Here is a 17,785-nt window from a genome sequence, read left to right on the forward strand (position 1 = left end):
TCGTGAAGGACATGCTGGTTCAGGTCGAGCCGCTTATCCCCGCGCTCCGCCGCTACGCGCGCGCGCTTTTGCGCGATCGCGCTGCTGCCGATGATCTGGTTCAGGATTGCCTGGAGCGTGCCGTCAGCCATTGGCATCAGCGGCGCGACGGCAGCGTGCGCGCCTGGCTGTTCAGCATCCTCCACAATCTGGCGGTCACGCAATTCCGCCAGGCGACGGCGCGGGGCAGGCATATGCCGATCGACGATGCAGGCGAGCGTGAGCTTGTCAGTGCCGCCGCGCAGGAGCACAGGCTGATCTATCAGGATGTCCTGAAAAAGCTTGCGAGATTGCCGGAAGAGCAGCGTGCCGTGTTGTTGCTTGTTGCGGTTGAGGATCTATCCTACGCGGACGCCGCGGGAGTGCTGAAGATCCCGGTTGGGACCGTGATGTCACGCCTGTCGCGCGCGCGGGAGAGGCTATTGCAGGAGATGGAGGGCGTGGCTCCAGGGAACGTCGTGGCATTGCGGGGCGTGAAATGAACCGGCGGCCGATCACCGAGGATGATCTTCACGCCTATGTCGACCAGGCGCTCGAGCCTGAGCGGCGCGCGGAGGTCGCATCCTATCTGGACGATCATCAGGATGTCGCCGCGCGCGTTGCGGCCTTCGCCACCCAGCGCGAGCAGCTGCGCGGGGCGTTTGCGTCGATCGCCGACGAGCCGTTGCCGGCCGAGCTGAATCTGTCGCACATCATCGAGAGCCGGAGGCGGTCTCCCATGCGGGCGTGGTGGGCAATCGCTGCGATGTTGCTTCTCGGCATCGGCGGTCTCGGCGGATGGACCATGCGCGGCGTCTTGCAGGAGGGCTCGAATGGATTGTCTGCGCTGGCACAGGAGGCGGCCTATTCGTATGGCGTTTACGCACCGGACCGCGTGCGGCCGGTCGAGATAAGGGCGTCCGACAGTGCCGAGCTCACGCGATGGGTATCGAATCGGCTGAAACAGCCGGTCAAGGTGCCGGATCTCTCTGTATCCGGCTATCGTCTGATGGGCGGTCGCCTTGTTGCGACGTCGCACGGCCCGGCCGCGATGTTCATGTACGATGACGATCACGGCGACCGGCTTGTCGTGCTGACGCGTCCGATGAGCAACCGCAATCTGGATACCCCGATGATGCCGCAATCGACCGGCGATGTCGCGGGCTTCGTGTGGGCGGATGGCGGCATGGGTTACACGCTCGTCGGCCAGCTTCCGGGAGACACCCTCAAGCCGATCGCGAACGAGATCCGGAAGCAGACACGCCCGATCTAGTGCCGGGATCCACGGAACGGGCCCGCGCGTTGGCGCGAGCCCCAATATTGCGAAAGCTCAATCCAGCAGCTTGGTGTCATCGGGCGCCTGCGGAGGCGTCTTGATCGCGATGGCCTTGACCTGACCGCTGATCGGCTTGGTGCCGCCATGCGGGGTGCCCTTGGGGATGATGACGAGGTCGCCGGGTTTCACCGTCACCTCCTTGTCGCCGAGCCAGATCGTCCCGGTCCCGTCCAGGATGTACTGGATCTCGTTGGTGTTGGGATGCATGTGCTTGGGCACATTGCCGACCTGGATCGAGATGGTGGCGCCGTCGGCGCTGGCGAACATCTTGGAACGGTAGCCGACATTGTTGGCGGGGCCGAGTGCGTCGCCCTCCATCTCGCCGGTGTGGATGATCTGCGCGGTGACGTTCTCGGCGGCCAGCGCCGGCCGGAGCAGCTGGTTGGCGCCGCATCCGGCGGCAAAGGCGGCGGCGATCGACAGGCCCATTGCAAGGCGATTCATGGATGATCCTCCCCATCAAGAATTGTTGTTGTGGACCCATGCTATTGCGCCGAAAGGCTGATGGCGAGTCGCACTTTGGCAGTGCTTCTCAAGCCAATCCTGCTGCTCTATGGTGCCGCCAGCCGAACGGAGGAAACCAATGAAGAACACGATTGCCAGGCTCGCCGGCGCGCTGCTCGCGCTGACGCTCACCACGGGTCTTGCCGCGGCGCAAAGCAAGGTGACCATCGCGGTCGGCGGCGGCGCCTGCCTGTGCTATCTGCCGACGGTGCTGGCCAAGCAGCTCGGCGAGTACGAGAAGGCGGGCCTCAATGTCGAGCTCGTGGACCTCAAGGGCGGCTCGGACGCGCTCAAGGCCGTGCTCGGCGGCAGCGCCGACGTCGTCTCCGGCTATTTCGACCATTGCGTCAATCTCGCCGCCAAGAAGCAGGAGCTTCAGGCCTTCGTGGTCTATGACCGCTATCCCGGCCTCGTGCTGGTGGTCGCGCCTTCGCGCACCAATGACATCAAGTCGGTCAAGGATCTCGCCGGCAAGAAGGTCGGCGTCAGCGCGCCCGGTTCCTCCACCGACTTCTTCCTCAAATATCTCCTGAAAAAGAACGGGCTCGATCCCGCCGGCACCGCCGTGATCGGCGTCGGCCTCGGCGCCACCGCCGTGGCCGCGATGGAGCAGGGGCAGCTCGATGCAGCCGTGATGCTCGATCCCTCCGTCACCGTGCTCCAGGGCAGCCACAAGGATCTGCGTATCCTCAGCGACACCCGCACCCAGAAGGACACGCTCGAGACGTTCGGCGGCGAATATCCGGGCGGTGCGCTGTACTCGACCGTGGCCTGGATCAACGGCCACGAGAAGGAAACGCAGGCGCTCACCAACGCAATGCTCGCCACGATCGGCTGGATCCATTCGCATTCGCCGGAGGAGATCATGGCGAAGATGCCGGACGAGATGGTCGGCAAGAACAAGGAGCTTTATCTCGCCGCGCTGAAGAACACGATCCCGATGTTCTCCGAAACCGGCAAGATGGACCCGAAGGGTGCGGACGCCGTGCTCGCGGTGTTCAGCGTCGGCTCGCCCGAGGTGGCCGCCGCCAAGATCGACGTCAGCAAGACCTTTACCAACAAATACGTCGATCAGGCCAAGAAGACCACGGGGAACGCCAAATAACTGACGCGAAGGCATTGTAATCAGGTGTCATGACGTCATTGGTCATTCATCGCGTCACGACGCTTGATCTTGCCGTGCGACCGATCGCCTGGCCGTTCGCCGAGCAGCGCCGCGCCGAGATCGCGGCGCATTTCGCCGAGAAGCAGCGCGAGCGGCCGAAGATGTGGAACGGTCGCGTCCTGCTCGGGCGCGATGCCGTGTTCACGGACGGCCATCTCGCCGCGACCTATTTCGAGACGGATTTCGCGAGCTTCCTCGCCTGGCGCGACTGGGGCTTTCCCGACAAGGCCGTGTTCAACGGCTTTGGCATGGGCGCGCTGCGCGCCTCCGACGGCGCTTTCATCATGGGCGAGATGGCGCAGCACACCGCCAATGCGGGCCGCATCTATTTCCCCTCCGGCACGCCCGATCTGGACGACGTCAGTGACGGCGCGCTCGACATTCCCGGCAGTGTCATCCGCGAACTCGGGGAAGAGACCGGCTTGACCGCGGCCGACTACCGGATACAGCCGGACTGGCACTGTGTCGTCACCGGTCCGTCGATTGCAATGATTCAAATCATCAACCTGGACATGCCGGGTGACGTGGCCCGGGCCCGGATCGAGGCCAATCTCGCCCGCGAAGCCGATCCGGAGTTGTCGGCCATTCATCTCGTGCGCGGGATGAGTGATCTCACGCCGACAATGCCGCGATTTGTCACGGCCTTTATCGAGCAGCAGTTCGCGTCGCGCTGACGCGCGAGGCTTGACATCGCTGCGCCCAGCCCATGTGATGGGCCAAAAAGCAAAAGCAACAAGAATGCAATGCACAATCGTCCAGGGAGGTTTTGATGCGCCTGCGCATGGCTGCCCGCTTGGTACGTGGGCTTTTGGTCGTGATATCAGCGACGGGCTTGATGGCTTCGGCTCAGGCTCAAGAGAAGAAGATCAAGATCGGCGTTGTTTTCGACCTGACCGGGCCTCTCGCGGGCGGTGGATCTGAGCTCGGCTATATCGGCGCAAAAATTATTCTCGACCATTTCGCCAAGACCGGCGTCGAGGGCTACAAGATCGAGGCGGTCTATGCCGACGCGCAGAGCAAGCCCGACATCGCCATCAACGAATCCGTCCGCCTGCTCGAGCAGGAGAAGGTCGACATGGTGCTCGGCTTCTTCTCCTCGGCGCAATGCGTGCCGGTGGCCGCCCGCGTCGAGCAGCTCAAGAAGTTCATGTGGATGACGACCTGCATCTCGTCGGCCGTGTTCAACGACAAGGGCTACAAATACGTGTTCCGCCCGCAGGCGAGCGGCGACCAGTTCGGCATGATGACGATGGATTTCATCGCGCAGAATGCCAAGGCAAAGTTCGACAAGGAGCCGAAGGACGTGCGCGTCGTCATCATCCACGAGGATGGCGCCTATGGCGTCGACGTCTCCAGGGGCAACGAGGCCGGCGCGAAGAAGGCGGGCTTCAACGTCGTGATGAAGGAAGGCTATTCGGCGACGGCGCCCGATCTCTCCGCGCTGGTGACCAAGCTGAAGCGTGCCAAGCCCGATGTCATTTTCCACACCGGCTACAACCCCGACATCACGCTGTTGCTGCGCCAGGCCCGCGAGCAGGGGCTGAAGTTCGGGGCGCTGATGGGACATGGCGCCGGCTACGGCGTCTACGAGAAGCTGAAAGAGGGGATGGGGGCTGACGCCACCTACATCTTCAACACCGACCCGATCTCGATCTGGCTCGCCAACCAGAAGACCATGGATCCGAAGCTCCCGCCCGTCATCAAGATGGTCGGCGAGGAGTTCGACAAGATCAGGCCCGGCGTTGCCATCCGCTCGGCGCATGTCGGCATCGGCGCATCCAACACTTACGTGTTCATGAGTGATGTGCTGCCGCGCGCGATCAAGAAGTATGGCGGCGTCGATCCCGACGCGCTGCGCAAGGCCGCGCTCGACACCGACATCCCCGAAGGCGGCACGATGCTCGGCTTTGGCGTCAAGTTCTACGGCGAGGGCACGCCGATGGCCGGGCAGAACGAGCGTTCGTTCCCGGTCGTGATCCAGTACATCGACGACAAATCCTCTGTGGTGTGGCCCAAGAGTCAGGCGCAGCGCGAGGCTGTGCTGCCGCTGCCGAAGGGCACCACCTACAGCAACCAGTAGCGGCGGAGCAGGACGGTGCTGGAAGTCAGCGGGCTGGTGAAGCGGTTTGGTGGCTTCACCGCCGTCAATAACGTGTCGTTTCGGGTCGATCAGGGCGAGATCCTCGGCCTGATCGGCCCCAACGGCTCGGGCAAGAGCACGATCTTCAACATGCTCTCCGGGACGCTGGCGCCGACATCCGGCTCGATCGTGTTTGGCGGCGCCGAGATCGCGGGCCTCGCCCCGCACCGGATCATCAACAGCGGCATCGGCCGCACCTTCCAGATCCCGCGGCCGTTCCGACGCCTGACAATCTTCGAGAATGTCGCGCTTGCCGGCTTCTACGGCCAGGGCCGCCACAGTCGTGCGAGGGCGGAGGAGGCGGCCGAGCGGTCACTTGCGATGGTGGGCTTGCCGACCGATCGCCATGCCAGCGTCGATGGCCTGGGCGCAGCCGGCCTGAAGAAGCTCGAACTTGCGAAGGCGCTCGCCACCGCGCCAAAACTGCTGCTTGCCGACGAGAGCCTCGGCGGCCTCGACGAGACCGAGATGGACCAGGCGGCCGACATGCTGCGCAACATCCGCGACGAACTCGGCATCACCATCATCTGGGTCGAGCACATCATGGGCGTGCTGATGCGCGTCGTCGACCGCGTGATGGTGCTCGATCACGGCGAGAAGATCTCGGAAGGGTTGCCGAGCGCGGTTGCCGGCGACCCGCGCGTCATCGAGGTCTATCTCGGCACCGATGCCGAGACCACGCAGGCCGCGGCGGCGGAAGCGCGCCGCCGCTCGGGAGGCTAGACGATGCTGGAGCTTCGTTCGGTCAGCGCGGGTTACGGCACGTTCCAGGCGCTGTTCGACGTCAATCTCGACGTGAAGGCGGGCGAGGCCGTCGGCGTCATCGGTCCGAACGGCGCCGGCAAGACCACCCTGATGCGCGTCATCTCCGGCCTGATCCGTCCTACGCGCGGGTCGATCAGGATGGAAGGCGTTGATGTCGTCGTGACGCCGCCGCACAAGATCGTCAGCCTCGGTATCGCGCATGTGCCGGAGAACCGGCGGCTGTTTCCGCAGCTCACGGTCGACGACAATCTCAAGATGGGCGCCTTCATGAAGGAGGCGCGTGGCCACTATGCCGAGCGGCTGGATGTCGTGTTCGACCTGTTTCCGCGCCTGAAGGAACGCCGCCACCAGATGGCCGGCACCATGTCCGGCGGCGAGCAGCAGATGTGCGCGATCGGCCGCGCGCTGATGTCGAATCCAAAACTTTTGCTGCTCGACGAGCCGTCGGCGGGGCTGGCGCCGGTCGTGGTGCAGCAGGTGTTCGAGCTGGTGAAGCGGATCCGCGCTCGCGGCCTGACGGTGCTGATCGTCGAGCAGAACGTGCAGCAGGTGCTGAAGGTGGTTGATCGCGCCTATCTGATCGAGGCCGGCACGATCCGGGCATCCGGCACCTCGGCCGAGATGCTGGCGAGCGACACGGTCAAGGAAGCGTATCTCGGGGTATGAGGTTCATGCAGGCATGCAAGCTTTTCTGGGCATTTTCGATATCTATCTGCTAGAGGCCGTGATCAACGGCATCCTGCTCGGCGGCGTGCTGGCACTGCTCGCGCTCGGGCTCAACTTGATCTTTGGCGTCATCGACGTGACCTGGATCTGCTACGCAGAGCTGGTGATGATCGGCATGTACGCCATGTATTTCATGGTGCAATATTACGGCATCAGCTATTTCGTCGCCGCGCCGCTCACCATCCTGCTGGTCGCGGTGCTCGGCGCGGCGCTGCACTATCTCGTGATCGCGCCGCTGCTGACCGCGCCGCCGATCAACCAGCTGCTCGCGACCGGCGGGGTGCTGTTCGTGCTCCAGAGCTTTGCCACCGTTGCCTTCGGCATCGACTTCCGCAATCTCGGCATCCGCTTGCCGGTGCTCGCCTTCGGCGACATGAATTTCAGCTACGCGCGACTTCTGTCCTTCCTGGCGGCGCTGGTCGGCATGGTCGCGGTCTATCTGTTCATGACGCGGACCTTCACCGGCACCGCGATCCGCGCCATCTCGCAGGACCGGCAGATCATGGCCCTGATGGGCGTCGACACCAGGCGGATCTACCTCGTCACGTCGGCGCTGGGCGGTGCGTTGGCCGGGCTCGCCGCTTGTCTTCTTGTGCTGCAATATGACGTGCACCCCTTCGTCGGCCTGTCCTTCGGGCCGATCACCTTCCTGATCTGCGTGCTCGGGGGCCTGGGCAATTTCATCGGGGGCTTCATCGCCGCTTTCCTGTTCGCCGAGATCATCTCGCTCGGCGGCCTGTTCTCCGATCTCGAATGGGGCTACGTGCTCGCCTTCGCCTTCTTCATCGTCATGATGTTCATTCGGCCCGCGGGCCTGCTTGCGAGGCGCCGATGATGGGGCAGGGGCGGCTTGCGGCATGGGCGGTCGGGCTGGCGGCGCTGGTCGCGCTGCCCTTCCTCTATCGCGACCCCTATCATCTGCACATCCTCGTGCTGATCCTGATCTGGTCGTTCGCCTACACGTCCTGGTCGATGATGGGACGGTTCGGCCTCGTCTCGCTCGGCCATGGCGGCTTCATGGGGATCGGCGCCTATGTCACCGCGCTGCTGTGGAATCATCTGGGCTGGTCGCCCTGGATCGGCATTCCCATCAGCATGGTTGCGGCCGGTGCGCTGGCGCTGATCGTCGGCTATCCCTGCTTCCGCTTCCGCATCACCGGACATTATTTCGTGCTGGTGACGCTGGCGCTGTCGGGCATCGTGCTCCAGGTCATCACGGCGACGCGTGACTATACCGGCGGCTCGCTCGGCTATACGCCGAATCGCGCCACCGGCAACAAGCTGCTGGCGCTGCAATTCGACGACAAGACGACCTGGTATCTGATCGCGCTCGGGGTCTGGCTTTTCGGCATCGTGGTCTGGCACTGGGTCGACCGCAGCATGGCCCGCTACGCACTCGAGGCGATCTCGGAGGATGAGGATGCCGCGGCCGCGGCAGGAGTAGACGTCACCGCCGAGAAGCTGAAGATCACGCTGCTCAGTGCCGTGATGACGGCGCTCGCCGGCGCAATCTACTGCCAGTACCAGATGTTCATCACCCCTGACACCGTCAGCGGCATCGCGGTGTCGCTCCAGATGGTGTTCGCGGCCATCGTCGGCGGCCTGTTCGTCTCGCTCGGCCCGACCTTTGGCGCTGTCATCACCATTCTGTTGGCGGAAACCCTCCGGATCGGCTTCGGCACCAAGGCGGTCGGCTGGGACAACCTCGTCTATGGCGTGCTGCTGGTCCTTTTCATCATATTCCTTCCCAAGGGCATCCTTGGTAGCCTGCTCGACCGATTGAAGCCGCAACGCAAGGTGCCCCGCGCTCATGAGCAAGAAGCCGTCCAAATCGCTCGCCCAGGAACTTGACCGCTACATCACGCCGTTCCGTTACGACGGATCGGGCAAGTTTCATCTCAAGGATTACAAGACCAACGAGAAGGGCGATCTCGACAAGGAGAAGGCGCAGGAGATTCTCGACGCTAACAAGAAGCGGATGATCGAGTTTCAGGAGAAGCTCTACGCCCAGGACCGCTGGTCGGTGCTGATCGTGTTCCAGGCCATGGACGCCGGCGGCAAGGATAGTGCGATCAAGGCGATCTTCGAGGGCATCAATCCGCAGGGCTGCGAAGTCCATGCTTTCAAGGCGCCGAGCACCAAGGAGCTCGATCACGATTTCCTCTGGCGCCACGCGATCGCGCTGCCCGAGCGCGGCCATATCGGCATCTTCAACCGTTCGCATTACGAGGAGTGCCTGGTCACGCGGGTGCACCCGGAGATTCTTGCCAAACAGAAGCTGCCGCAAAGGCTCGTCACCAAGAACATCTGGAAGGAGCGGTTCGAGGACATCTCCGCCTTCGAGCGCCATCTCAGCCGCAACGGCACGGTGGTTCTGAAATTCTTCCTCAATCTATCCAAGGAGGAGCAGCGCGAGCGCTTCCTTGAGCGGCTCGAGGAGCCGGCCAAGCAGTGGAAGTTCTCGATGGACGACATCAAGGAGCGCGCGCTGTGGCCGCGCTACCAGGCGGTCTATCAGGACATCGTCCGGCATACGGCAACGTCGCATGCGCCCTGGTATGTCGTGCCGGCCGACCACAAATGGTTCGCGCGCGTCGTGATCGGTTCGGCGATCGTCGCGGCGCTCGAAAAACTGGATCTGCGTTTTCCCCGTGCCGACAAGGGCTCACTGCGTGAGTTCGCCGAAGTGCGCAAAGCGCTGGAGAGCGAGGGGAAGGGAGGCAGGAAGCCCGCAAAGTGACCGCCGGTGAGACCAGCAACCAGAAGAACGTCAACTTCGCGCTCCAGGGCGGCGGCGCGCACGGCGCCTTCGTCTGGGGCGTGCTGGACCACGTGCTCGAGGACGGCAGGCTCGCCATCGAGGCGATCAGCGCTACAAGCGCGGGCGCGATGAATGCGGTGGTGCTGGCCTCAGGCATGGCCATCGGCGGAGCCGAGGCGGCGCGGCAGAACCTGCATGCGTTCTGGTACGAGGTCTCGCGGATGGATCAGGTCTATGACCTGTTCTCGCCACTCAACCAGTTGATCCAGGCCCTCAAGCTGCCGCCGGAATATCACCCTGTCCATGCTTTCATCCACACGCTGACGCACACGGTGCCGCCGAACCTGCTCAACCCTCTCCACTTCAATCCGCTGCGGTCGTTGCTGCAACGCGTGGTCGATTTCGACCGGCTCAATTCATCGCCGGACGCACCGCAGCTCTTTCTCAACGCCACGAATGTCCGTACCGGCAAGATCAAGGTGTTCCAGACGCCGCTGCTCAGCGCGGAGACCGTGCTCGCCTCGGCCTGTCTGCCGCCATATTTCCAGGCGGTCGAGATCGACGGCGAGCATTATTGGGATGGCGGTTATCTCGGAAATCCCGCGATCTTTCCGCTGATCTATCGAAAAGGTAGCCAAGACGTTATCATCGTGCAGGTGACCGCGATCCGGCGTGACGAACTGCCGGCGAGCGCCGCCGACGTCCTCCATCGCATCAACGAGATCAGCTTCAATTCGTCACTGATGCGTGAGATGCGCGCGATTGCCTTCGCGACCCGGCTGATCGATAGTGGCGAGCTCGATCGCAACACGCACAGCCGCATGTTCATGCACTGGATCGGGAACGACCAATTGATGTCGCAGCTCGGAACGGCCACGCAGTTCCATCCCGAATGGAGCCTCTTGTGCCGCCTGCGTGACGAGGGGCGCGAGGCCGCGCGAATCTGGCTGACGCAAAACTTTGACTGGATCGGCAGCTCGTCGACGGTTGATTTGACTGAAATGTTTCTCTGATTTCGAGGTTGTCGTGTACAAGCCTGCTGTCGTCGTTTCCCTGTTCGCCGCGCTCTTGATCGCCGGTTCCGCGCGCGCCCAGACCTATGGGGGCGATGCGTCGGTCTGCCTGCACGTCTTCGGCGAGTTGGAGGGCGAGCGGATGGATTGCATTTTCTCGTCGTTGGCCCAGTGCCAGGCAAGCGCGCAGGGACGTCCGGCGACATGTCTCACGAATCCGTATTTCGCGCAGGCGCCGTCGGCGAGGACAGGGCGGCGCGTTCGCTAGCGGCGACCCCGTAGGGTGGGCAAAGCAAAGCGTGCCCACCAATCTTCATCCGGCGAGAGGTGGTGAGCACGGCGCAAGAGCGCCTTTGCTCACCCTACGATCTCAGCGCGAGCGAAGCTCGTCGCGTCTGAGCAAGCCGCCCCTCAATACCCGCGGCCCCACCAGTAGCAGAAGCGTTCGATATTGGCGGGAAGGACGGTCTCGTAATTCGCCCATTTCTCGTATTTCGGCAGCTTCACTTCCTTCATCGCGGTGTCGAAGCATTTGCCGGCATCGGCGGCCTTCTTCACCTCCGCAGAAAGGTCCTCCATGTAGGCGATGTCGTCCTCGACGTCCTTCTTGGTGCCGAAGCGGCCGCCGGCATAGGGATGGCCGGGGATCATCCGCTCCCAATCGAGCGACGCCAGCTTCTTCAGCGAGGCGATATACTCCAACGGCGACGCATTGTCGGGAATGTTGCGGAACTGCACGGACTCGATCGGCGCGAAGTCGACGACGAAGACGATCTTCTCCTTCGGCAGCCGCATCACCAGCGAATTGTCGGAATGGTTGCGGCCGACATAGTTCAGCTCCAGCGTGGTGCCGCCGAGCGTGATGCTCTTCTTGCCGTCGATCACCTGGTCCGGCATCACGACGTCGGCGAGCAGCGAATTCTGCTTCTTCAGCTCGAGCAGGCGCTCCTTGGTCCGCCGGTGCGCAATGAAGGTGGCACCGAGATCCTTGAAGGGCTGGCCGCCGGCGATGTGGTCGTAATGGTGGTGGCTGTAGATGACGTATTTGATCGGCTTGTCGGTGACGGCCTTGATGGCGTCGATATAGGGCTTTGCCGGACGCAGATACGAGATCGGGTCGGTCGCGATCACGCCCTGCGGCGTCACGATGAACATCGACTGATGACCACCATAGCGGAAGACGTAGACGTTCTCGGTGCCGTCGACCTTCTTGGTCGAGGTCTGCGGCGGGATCTGCGCGAAGGCTGATCCAGTCAGGAGAGCCGCCACAGCGGCGATGCAAAGTAATGCTTTCATGTCTGGCTTTCTGGAAAAGGATGGAATGCGGAAGGCGGATGGACTCTCTGACACAAACGCGGCGGGAGGGAATTTATTCCCTGATCCACTGCCATCAATCTGTCGAGGTGGAGGGAACACGTCCTCAAATGTGATACCGGCACCATTGATCCTGCTTGACAGTTTTATGTCACGGGAGGAGCATGTTGTTGGTCGCAAACAAGCGACGCGTCGTCCACCTCAGAGCAAGGGGAGGTCTATGACTCCACCTCCGCAGATCCAGCCGCGTTAAGTGCGATGGAGCTCGTTCGGACTATCGCATAGCGGCAGAAACCGCGAACGGCACGCCGGGTCAAGGTTTAGCGGGCTGCATCAGTGAGGCAAAGCCCCTACCTTCCCGGCGCTGTATTTTGCATCACACCGATCGTGTCGGATGGCCGTGATGCGGCCGCCGTGACAGGCGCTTTGACATCCTGCTTTCTCCTCCTCCTCGCCGTCATTCCGGGCCGACTCCCGGGATGACGGGAGGATTTTATTGTGCGCATCGCACTCGGCCGATGTCCGGCCGCGCGGAGCCGACGGTTCCCGTTCCTGCATTGCGGCAAATGCCAAGAGAATGTCGCCTCGTTGGCCAACTTCCGACACAGCGCCGGGGCGAATAGCGTCGATCCGACATGATGCAGTGCTTCGGCGGCGACAGTCCCGACTCCGCCGGCGCATGCACTTTTCCAGGGAATCCTCGTGTCGCACAAGCTTGCCCCGGCGTTCCTCGCCGCTCTCTTCCTTGCGATCTCGTCTCTTTCCACGGTCCGCGCCGAGCCGCCGGTCGCCAACAGGGCTGCCGCGCTTTCGCAGGAGGAAGCCAAGCGTGCGCTGGAGACGCTCCAGGACGACAAAAAGCGTGCGCAGATGATCGATACGCTGCGCGTGATCGCGAATGCGCCCGGTCAGCAGCAGCCCGTGCCCGCCGCGCCCGAGCAGAAATCGCCGATCCCGCTCTCGGCCGACGGCCTTGGCGCACAGCTCCTGCTCACGGTGTCGGAAGAGATCGGCGAGATCTCGCGCGAGATCGCCGACGTGGCGCGGACGCTGACGCATTTCCCCGCCTTCTATTACTGGATCGTACGGACCGCCAACGATCCCGCCGCCTACAACCTCCTGATCGAGATCGCGTGGAAGCTCGCGCTGGTGCTCGGCTGCGCCATTGCGGCGGAATGGGTGATCTTCCGCGCGATCCGGCGGCCGGTTGCCTTCCTGGAAGGACGCGTCCCGCAAACCGCGCGCCTGCCGGCGCAGGTGCTGCCCATCGCAGATCCACCGTCATCGGTCGCCGATGTCACGCCCGCGCCCGAGCTGCACAAGCGCCGCCACAGTCTCGCACGTGTCTGGCAATTGCTGCTGCGGCTGCCCTTCGTGCTCGGGCGTCTCCTGCTCGAGCTGCTCCCTGTGTTCGTTTTCATCGGCGTCGCAACCGCACTGCTCGGCACGGAGATCGGCGATCCCGCAACCGTCCGCCTCGTGATCCTCGCCGTCGTCAATGCCTATGCGTTCTCGCGCGGGCTCATCTGCGTCGTCCGCGCGCTGGCGGGGCCGTTTGGCGTCGTTCCGGTTCGGGCAGAAACCGCGGCCTATATCGAGATCTGGGCGCGGCGCATCGTGGCCGTCGGCGTCTCCGGCATCGCGTTCGCCAATGTGGCGCTGCTGCTCGGCCTGCATCGTGCCGGCTATGCGGCGCTGCTGCGCATGGTGTTGCTGGTCGTACATCTCTTCGTCGTCGTCATCATCCTGCAATGCCGCCGCCAGGTCGCCGAGGCCATCCGCGCGCCGGCGGAGCGTCAGGGGATCGCGGCGCGACTGCGCAACCGCATTGCCGGCGGCTGGCACTATCTCGCCATCGCGCTCGACCTCGCGCTGTGGGCGGTGTGGGCGCTCAACATCCGCAATGGCTATTCGCTGCTGCTGCAATATTTCGTCGGAACCGTCGTGGTGGCGCTGATCACGCGCGTCGCCATCATGGTGACGCTGAGCCTGATCGACCGCGGCTTCCGCATCAAGCCGGAGATTCTCCAGCGCTTTCCGGGCCTCGAGATCCGCGCCAACCGCTATCTGCCGCTGCTGCGCAAGGTCGTGTCCAGCGTGATCGCGTTCATCGGCTTCGTGGCCGTGCTCGAAGTCTGGGGCGTCGACGCCATCGTCTGGTTCTATGGAGGCCAGATCGGCAGCCGGCTGATTTCGGCGGTGGCGACCATCGGCATCGCTGTGCTCATTGCTGCCGCCATCTGGGAGGCCAGCAACGCGCTGCTGGATCGCCAGATCAATACGTTGTCACGCGACGGGCACTACGCCCGCGCGGCGCGCCTGCGCACCTTCCAGCCGATGCTGCGAACGGCGCTGCTCTGCCTGATCGCCACCGTCGTCGGCCTCACCGCGCTGAGCGAGATCGGCGTCAACGTCGCGCCGCTGTTGGCCGGCGCCGGCATCGTCGGCATCGCCATCGGCTTCGGCTCGCAGAAGCTGGTGCAGGATCTCATCACCGGCCTGTTCCTGCTGCTGGAGAACACGGTCCAGGTCGGAGATAATGTCAGCGTCTCCGGCCTCTCCGGCGTGGTCGAGAACGTCTCGATCCGCACCATTCGTCTGCGCGCAGGCGACGGCGCGGTGCACATCGTGCCGTTCAGCGCGGTCACGACCATCACCAATGCCAGCCGCGGCGCCGGCAATGCGTCCGTCAGCGTCAATGTCGCCTACAAGGAAGACACCGACCGCGCCGGCCAGATCCTCAAGGACATCGTCGAGGAGATGCGCCGCGAGCCGGAGTTTCGCGCGGCAATTCGCGGCGACCTCGAGCTGTGGGGCATCGACAAGGTCGATGGTGCCATGGTGTCGATCGTCGGCCAGATCCGGTGCACGGAGGCGGGGCGCTGGCCGGTCCAGCGCGAATTCAACCGCCGCATGAAGCTGCGCTTCCAGCAGAACGGCATCGAGGTCGCATCCCCGGTCCAGACCATCCTGATGCAGATCGCGCCGCCGGCTGATGGCGCCGCCAATCTGGCCCCGCGGCGGGCGGCTGGTTAGCGCTCGGCATAATTTCCGGCTTGCCTCTGCCCGCCCGGCAGCGTTCACTCCGGCCCCAGCCCGCTGACAACATGCGGGCGATGAAAAAGGGTGGATGAAATGCAGGGGCTGTGGGCCGGACTACGCGGTCATGTGATCGTCATTTGCGCATTGATCGGATCCGCGGCGTGGGCCGTGCCGGCCGGCGCCCAGCCGTTCCCGTCGCGCCCCATCACCCTCGTGGTGCCGTTCGCGGCGGGCGGCCCGACCGACACGCTGGCGCGGATCCTGTCCGAGCGGATCGCCGCTCAGCTGCACACGACCGTCGTCGTCGAGAATGTTGCCGGTGCCTCCGGCAGCATTGCGGGCGCCCGCGTCGCGCGCGCGACGCCCGACGGCACGACGATCACGATCGGCCATTGGGGCACGCATGTGCTGAACGGCGCGATCTTCAAGCTGCCCTATGATGTGATCGCCGATTTCGAGCCGGTCGCGACAATCGCGATGGGAACGCAGCTGATCGTCGGCCGGAAGTCGCTCGAGGCCAACAATCTGAAAGAGATGATTGCGTGGCTGAAGGCCAGCCCCGGTAAGGCGACTGCTGGCACAGCTGGTGCAGGCACGGGCGCGCACGTCGCAGGCGTCTTCTTCAAGGAGAAGACCGGCACCGATTTCCAGTTCGTGCCTTATCGCGGCGCCGGACCCGCCATGATCGATCTCGTCGCGGGCCAGATCGACATCATGTTCGACCAGGCCTCGAACTCGCTGCCGCAATACAAGAACGGCGCGATCAAGGCGTTTGCGGTGACCTCGCCGACGCGGCTCGCGTCCGCGCCCGACATTCCGACCGTCGACGAGGCGGGCCTGCCCGGTCTCTACATCTCCTACTGGCACGGCATCTGGGCACCGAAGAACACGCCGAAGGAGATCGTCACAAAGCTCCACGCGGCCATCGTCGCCGTGCTTGCCGATCCCTCTGTCAAGCAGCGTTTCGGCGAATTGGGGCAGGAGATTCCGCCGGCCGACCAGCAATCGCCTTCGGCGCTCGGCGCATTCCAGAAGGCGGAGACCGAGAAATGGTGGCCGATCGTGAAGGCCGCCGACATCAAGCCCGAGTAGTCCTGCCACGTTAACCTCTTCTCGCGCGCAAATGCCGGCTTTTCGCGAAATCTCGCTGCGGTGCGAGATCACAATCCAGCCTTGAGTCTCTACGTCCTTGATCTCAGGTGAGCACTGGCCGACAATGCTTGCAGTTCAATAAGAAACTCCCTGGGGGAATTCGTGAATAGACCTGCTCGGGTCAGCGCCCATTCGACACCATCCGACACCGCTCACGGCATGACGCTGTTGCGCGATCCCTTGCTCAACAAGGGCACAGCCTTCACGGAAGCGGAGCGCGATTCGCTTGGCCTGCGCGGCCTGCTGCCGCCCTGCGTGCTGACGATGGAGACGCAGGCCGAGCGCGTGCTGACCAATTTGCGCACGCTGCCGACGGACCTGGAGAAATATGTTGCGCTGAACGCGCTGCACGACCGCAACGAGGCGCTGTTCTTCCGCGTCGTCGTCGACAATATCGACGAGATCCAGCCGATCATCTACACGCCGACGGTCGGGCTCGCCTGCCAGAAGTACGGCCTGATCTTCCAGCGGCCGCGGGGCATGTTCATTTCATCGCACGATCGCGGCCAGATCGCCGAGATCTTGAAGAACTGGCCTTATCCGGCCAAGCTGATCGTCGTGACCGATGGCGAGCGCATCCTGGGCCTCGGCGACCTCGGCGCCAACGGCATGGGTATTCCGGTCGGCAAGCTCTCGCTCTATTCGGCCTGCGCAGGCGTGCATCCCGAGAATTGCCTGCCTATTGTGCTCGACGTCGGCACCAACAACGAAGAGCTCCTGAATGATCCCTATTATCTCGGCCTGCGCGAGCGGCGGCTCACCGGCGAGGCCTATGACAGCTTTGTCGACGAATTCATGGTCGCTGCGCGAAAGACCTTTCCGGGCGTCCTGATCCAGTTCGAGGATTTCGCCAATCACTCGGCGTTCAAGCTGCTCCACAAATACCGGGACGAAGCCTGCGTCTTCAACGACGACATCCAGGGCACCGCGGCGGTGGCGCTCGCTGGCCTGTTCTCCGCGCTGCGCGTCAACGGCGGCAAGCTCGGGGATCAGCGCATCCTGTTCCTTGGCGCGGGCGAGGCGGCAACCGGCATCGCCGATCTCGTCGTCTCCGCCATGATGGCGGAGGGGATTTCCGAGGCGGAAGCTCTCCGGCGCAACTGGCTGGTGGATTCCCGCGGCCTCGTCGTCGGCGGCCGTGACGGCCTCTCTGGCCACAAGCTGCGCTATGCCCATGCCGGCCAGGCGCCGATCGCCGATTTCCTCACCGCGATCAAGACGCTGAAGCCGACGGCGATCATCGGTGTCGCCGCGGTCGGCGGCGCCTTCACGCCCGAGGTGCTCAAGGCGATGGCCGAGCTCAACGAGCAGCCGATCGTGTTCGCGCTCTCCAATCCGACCTCGAAGGCCGAATGCTCGGCGGAGGACGCCTATCGCTACACCGAAGGCCGCGCGCTGTTCGCCTGCGGCAGCCCGTACGATCCGGTGAAGCTGAACGGCCGCACTTTCGTGCCGCGCCAGGGCAACAATTCCTACGTCTTCCCCGGCGTCGGCCTCGGGGTCATCGCCAGCCGCTCGCGCCTGGTGACGGACGAGATGTTCATGGCGGCCGCGCATACGCTCGCCGATTGCGTCGGCAAGGAGGACCTCGCGCAGGGCAGCCTCTATCCGGCACTTCCTCGCATTCGCGAGGTTTCGGCCCGCATCGCCGTTGCGGTGGCAGACGTCGCCTACCAGCGCGGTCTCGCCGACGGCCCCGCTCCCAACGACGTGAAGGGCCTGGTCCAGTCCGAGATGTACGAGCCGAAGTACTGAGCGTGCTGCATCCAAAACGGCGCGGTTAATGCGCTGACGCTTCCACATCGTCATGGCCGGGCCTGTCCCGGCCGTCCACGCCCCTTGCCGCGTG

At 63.8% G+C, this 17,785-nt stretch carries 17 protein-coding genes; 15 read left to right on the forward strand and 2 right to left on the reverse strand.

What is annotated here, in order from left to right:
• Positions 1-11 precede the first annotated feature (11 nt).
• Positions 12-521 carry a sigma-70 family RNA polymerase sigma factor gene (locus BJ6T_RS14245; RefSeq protein WP_038935210.1) on the forward strand — a complete coding sequence of 170 codons (510 nt, stop codon included), beginning with the start codon at positions 12-14 and terminating at the stop codon, positions 519-521.
• The gene (locus BJ6T_RS14250) at positions 518-1,291 is read left to right on the forward strand and encodes an anti-sigma factor family protein (protein WP_014493080.1); all 774 of its coding nucleotides are present in this window, start codon (positions 518-520) and stop codon (positions 1,289-1,291) included. Before BJ6T_RS14245 ends, BJ6T_RS14250 begins: the two co-directional genes overlap by 4 nt.
• Positions 1,292-1,348: 57 nt before the next feature.
• Here the strand turns inward: BJ6T_RS14250 and BJ6T_RS14255 are convergent, their stop codons facing one another.
• Positions 1,349-1,798, reverse strand: coding sequence for a cupin domain-containing protein (locus BJ6T_RS14255; protein ID WP_014493081.1), 450 nt, complete (start codon positions 1,796-1,798; stop codon positions 1,349-1,351).
• Between the two features lie 139 nt (positions 1,799-1,937).
• Between BJ6T_RS14255 and BJ6T_RS14260 the strand changes: the two genes are divergently transcribed.
• The 10 genes from BJ6T_RS14260 to BJ6T_RS14305 all read left to right on the forward strand — a co-directional run bounded on the left by BJ6T_RS14260 (position 1,938) and on the right by BJ6T_RS14305 (position 10,696).
• Positions 1,938-2,963 carry an ABC transporter substrate-binding protein gene (locus tag BJ6T_RS14260; protein WP_014493082.1) on the forward strand — a complete coding sequence of 342 codons (1,026 nt, stop codon included), beginning with the start codon at positions 1,938-1,940 and terminating at the stop codon, positions 2,961-2,963.
• Positions 2,964-2,992: 29 nt separating this feature from the next.
• Positions 2,993-3,697, forward strand: coding sequence for a hypothetical protein (locus BJ6T_RS14265; protein ID WP_014493083.1), 705 nt, complete (start codon positions 2,993-2,995; stop codon positions 3,695-3,697).
• 95 nt (positions 3,698-3,792) lie between these two features.
• The gene (locus BJ6T_RS14270; protein ID WP_014493084.1) at positions 3,793-5,103 is read left to right on the forward strand and encodes an ABC transporter substrate-binding protein; all 1,311 of its coding nucleotides are present in this window, start codon (positions 3,793-3,795) and stop codon (positions 5,101-5,103) included.
• Between the two features lie 15 nt (positions 5,104-5,118).
• Positions 5,119-5,886 (forward strand): ABC transporter ATP-binding protein, encoded by a 768-nt coding sequence (locus BJ6T_RS14275; RefSeq protein WP_014493085.1) that lies wholly within the window; start codon positions 5,119-5,121, stop codon positions 5,884-5,886.
• 3 nt (positions 5,887-5,889) lie between these two features.
• Entirely contained in the window at positions 5,890-6,594 is a 705-nt protein-coding gene (locus BJ6T_RS14280; protein WP_014493086.1) for an ABC transporter ATP-binding protein, read from the forward strand.
• Between the two features lie 13 nt (positions 6,595-6,607).
• On the forward strand, positions 6,608-7,489 hold the full coding sequence (locus BJ6T_RS14285; protein WP_014493087.1) for a branched-chain amino acid ABC transporter permease: 882 nt from the start codon (positions 6,608-6,610) through the stop codon (positions 7,487-7,489).
• The gene (locus BJ6T_RS14290; RefSeq protein WP_028170672.1) at positions 7,486-8,505 is read left to right on the forward strand and encodes a branched-chain amino acid ABC transporter permease; all 1,020 of its coding nucleotides are present in this window, start codon (positions 7,486-7,488) and stop codon (positions 8,503-8,505) included. Before BJ6T_RS14285 ends, BJ6T_RS14290 begins: the two co-directional genes overlap by 4 nt.
• Positions 8,465-9,394: a polyphosphate kinase 2 family protein gene (locus BJ6T_RS14295; protein WP_014493089.1), complete on the forward strand. Its 930-nt coding sequence runs from the start codon at positions 8,465-8,467 to the stop codon at positions 9,392-9,394. Before BJ6T_RS14290 ends, BJ6T_RS14295 begins: the two co-directional genes overlap by 41 nt.
• The gene (locus BJ6T_RS14300; RefSeq protein ID WP_014493090.1) at positions 9,391-10,428 is read left to right on the forward strand and encodes a patatin-like phospholipase family protein; all 1,038 of its coding nucleotides are present in this window, start codon (positions 9,391-9,393) and stop codon (positions 10,426-10,428) included. Before BJ6T_RS14295 ends, BJ6T_RS14300 begins: the two co-directional genes overlap by 4 nt.
• Before the next feature lie 13 nt (positions 10,429-10,441).
• Complete coding sequence (locus BJ6T_RS14305) at positions 10,442-10,696, forward strand: DUF3551 domain-containing protein (protein WP_014493091.1); 255 nt, start codon at positions 10,442-10,444, stop codon at positions 10,694-10,696.
• A gap of 143 nt (positions 10,697-10,839) precedes the next feature.
• On the opposite strand, the gene BJ6T_RS14310 is transcribed toward BJ6T_RS14305, so the two are convergent.
• Positions 10,840-11,724, reverse strand: coding sequence for an MBL fold metallo-hydrolase (locus BJ6T_RS14310; RefSeq protein ID WP_014493092.1), 885 nt, complete (start codon positions 11,722-11,724; stop codon positions 10,840-10,842).
• Between the two features lie 720 nt (positions 11,725-12,444).
• Between BJ6T_RS14310 and BJ6T_RS14315 the strand changes: the two genes are divergently transcribed.
• The 3 genes from BJ6T_RS14315 (at position 12,445) to BJ6T_RS14325 (ending at position 17,691) form a co-directional block, all read left to right on the forward strand.
• A complete protein-coding gene (locus tag BJ6T_RS14315; protein WP_014493093.1) occupies positions 12,445-14,778 on the forward strand; it encodes a mechanosensitive ion channel domain-containing protein in 2,334 nt (777 codons plus the stop codon).
• A gap of 99 nt (positions 14,779-14,877) precedes the next feature.
• Entirely contained in the window at positions 14,878-15,876 is a 999-nt protein-coding gene (locus tag BJ6T_RS14320) for a Bug family tripartite tricarboxylate transporter substrate binding protein (protein WP_014493094.1), read from the forward strand.
• Between the two features lie 162 nt (positions 15,877-16,038).
• Positions 16,039-17,691, forward strand: coding sequence for an NAD-dependent malic enzyme (locus BJ6T_RS14325; RefSeq protein ID WP_080593857.1), 1,653 nt, complete (start codon positions 16,039-16,041; stop codon positions 17,689-17,691).
• The last annotated feature ends 94 nt before the right edge of the window (positions 17,692-17,785 follow it).

The sequence above is a fragment of the Bradyrhizobium japonicum USDA 6 genome (genome assembly GCF_000284375.1).
GTDB classification, from domain to species: domain Bacteria; phylum Pseudomonadota; class Alphaproteobacteria; order Rhizobiales; family Xanthobacteraceae; genus Bradyrhizobium; species Bradyrhizobium japonicum.

Bases quoted from the DNA above. Each gene is read 5' to 3' on its own strand.
- BJ6T_RS14270 (WP_014493084.1), top strand. From the start codon at position 3,793: ATGCGCCTGCGCATGGCTGCCCGCTTGGTACGTGGGCTTTTGGTCGTG.
- BJ6T_RS14295 (WP_014493089.1), top strand. From the start codon at position 8,465: ATGAGCAAGAAGCCGTCCAAATCGCTCGCCCAGGAACTTGACCGCTAC.
- BJ6T_RS14280 (WP_014493086.1), top strand. From the start codon at position 5,890: ATGCTGGAGCTTCGTTCGGTCAGCGCGGGTTACGGCACGTTCCAGGCG.
- BJ6T_RS14260 (WP_014493082.1), top strand. From the start codon at position 1,938: ATGAAGAACACGATTGCCAGGCTCGCCGGCGCGCTGCTCGCGCTGACG.
- BJ6T_RS14250 (WP_014493080.1), top strand. From the start codon at position 518: ATGAACCGGCGGCCGATCACCGAGGATGATCTTCACGCCTATGTCGAC.
- BJ6T_RS14310 (WP_014493092.1), bottom strand. From the start codon at position 11,724: ATGAAAGCATTACTTTGCATCGCCGCTGTGGCGGCTCTCCTGACTGGA.
- BJ6T_RS14255 (WP_014493081.1), bottom strand. From the start codon at position 1,798: ATGAATCGCCTTGCAATGGGCCTGTCGATCGCCGCCGCCTTTGCCGCC.
- BJ6T_RS14285 (WP_014493087.1), top strand. From the start codon at position 6,608: ATGCAAGCTTTTCTGGGCATTTTCGATATCTATCTGCTAGAGGCCGTG.
- BJ6T_RS14265 (WP_014493083.1), top strand. From the start codon at position 2,993: ATGACGTCATTGGTCATTCATCGCGTCACGACGCTTGATCTTGCCGTG.
- BJ6T_RS14320 (WP_014493094.1), top strand. From the start codon at position 14,878: ATGCAGGGGCTGTGGGCCGGACTACGCGGTCATGTGATCGTCATTTGC.
- BJ6T_RS14245 (WP_038935210.1), top strand. From the start codon at position 12: ATGCTGGTTCAGGTCGAGCCGCTTATCCCCGCGCTCCGCCGCTACGCG.
- BJ6T_RS14290 (WP_028170672.1), top strand. From the start codon at position 7,486: ATGATGGGGCAGGGGCGGCTTGCGGCATGGGCGGTCGGGCTGGCGGCG.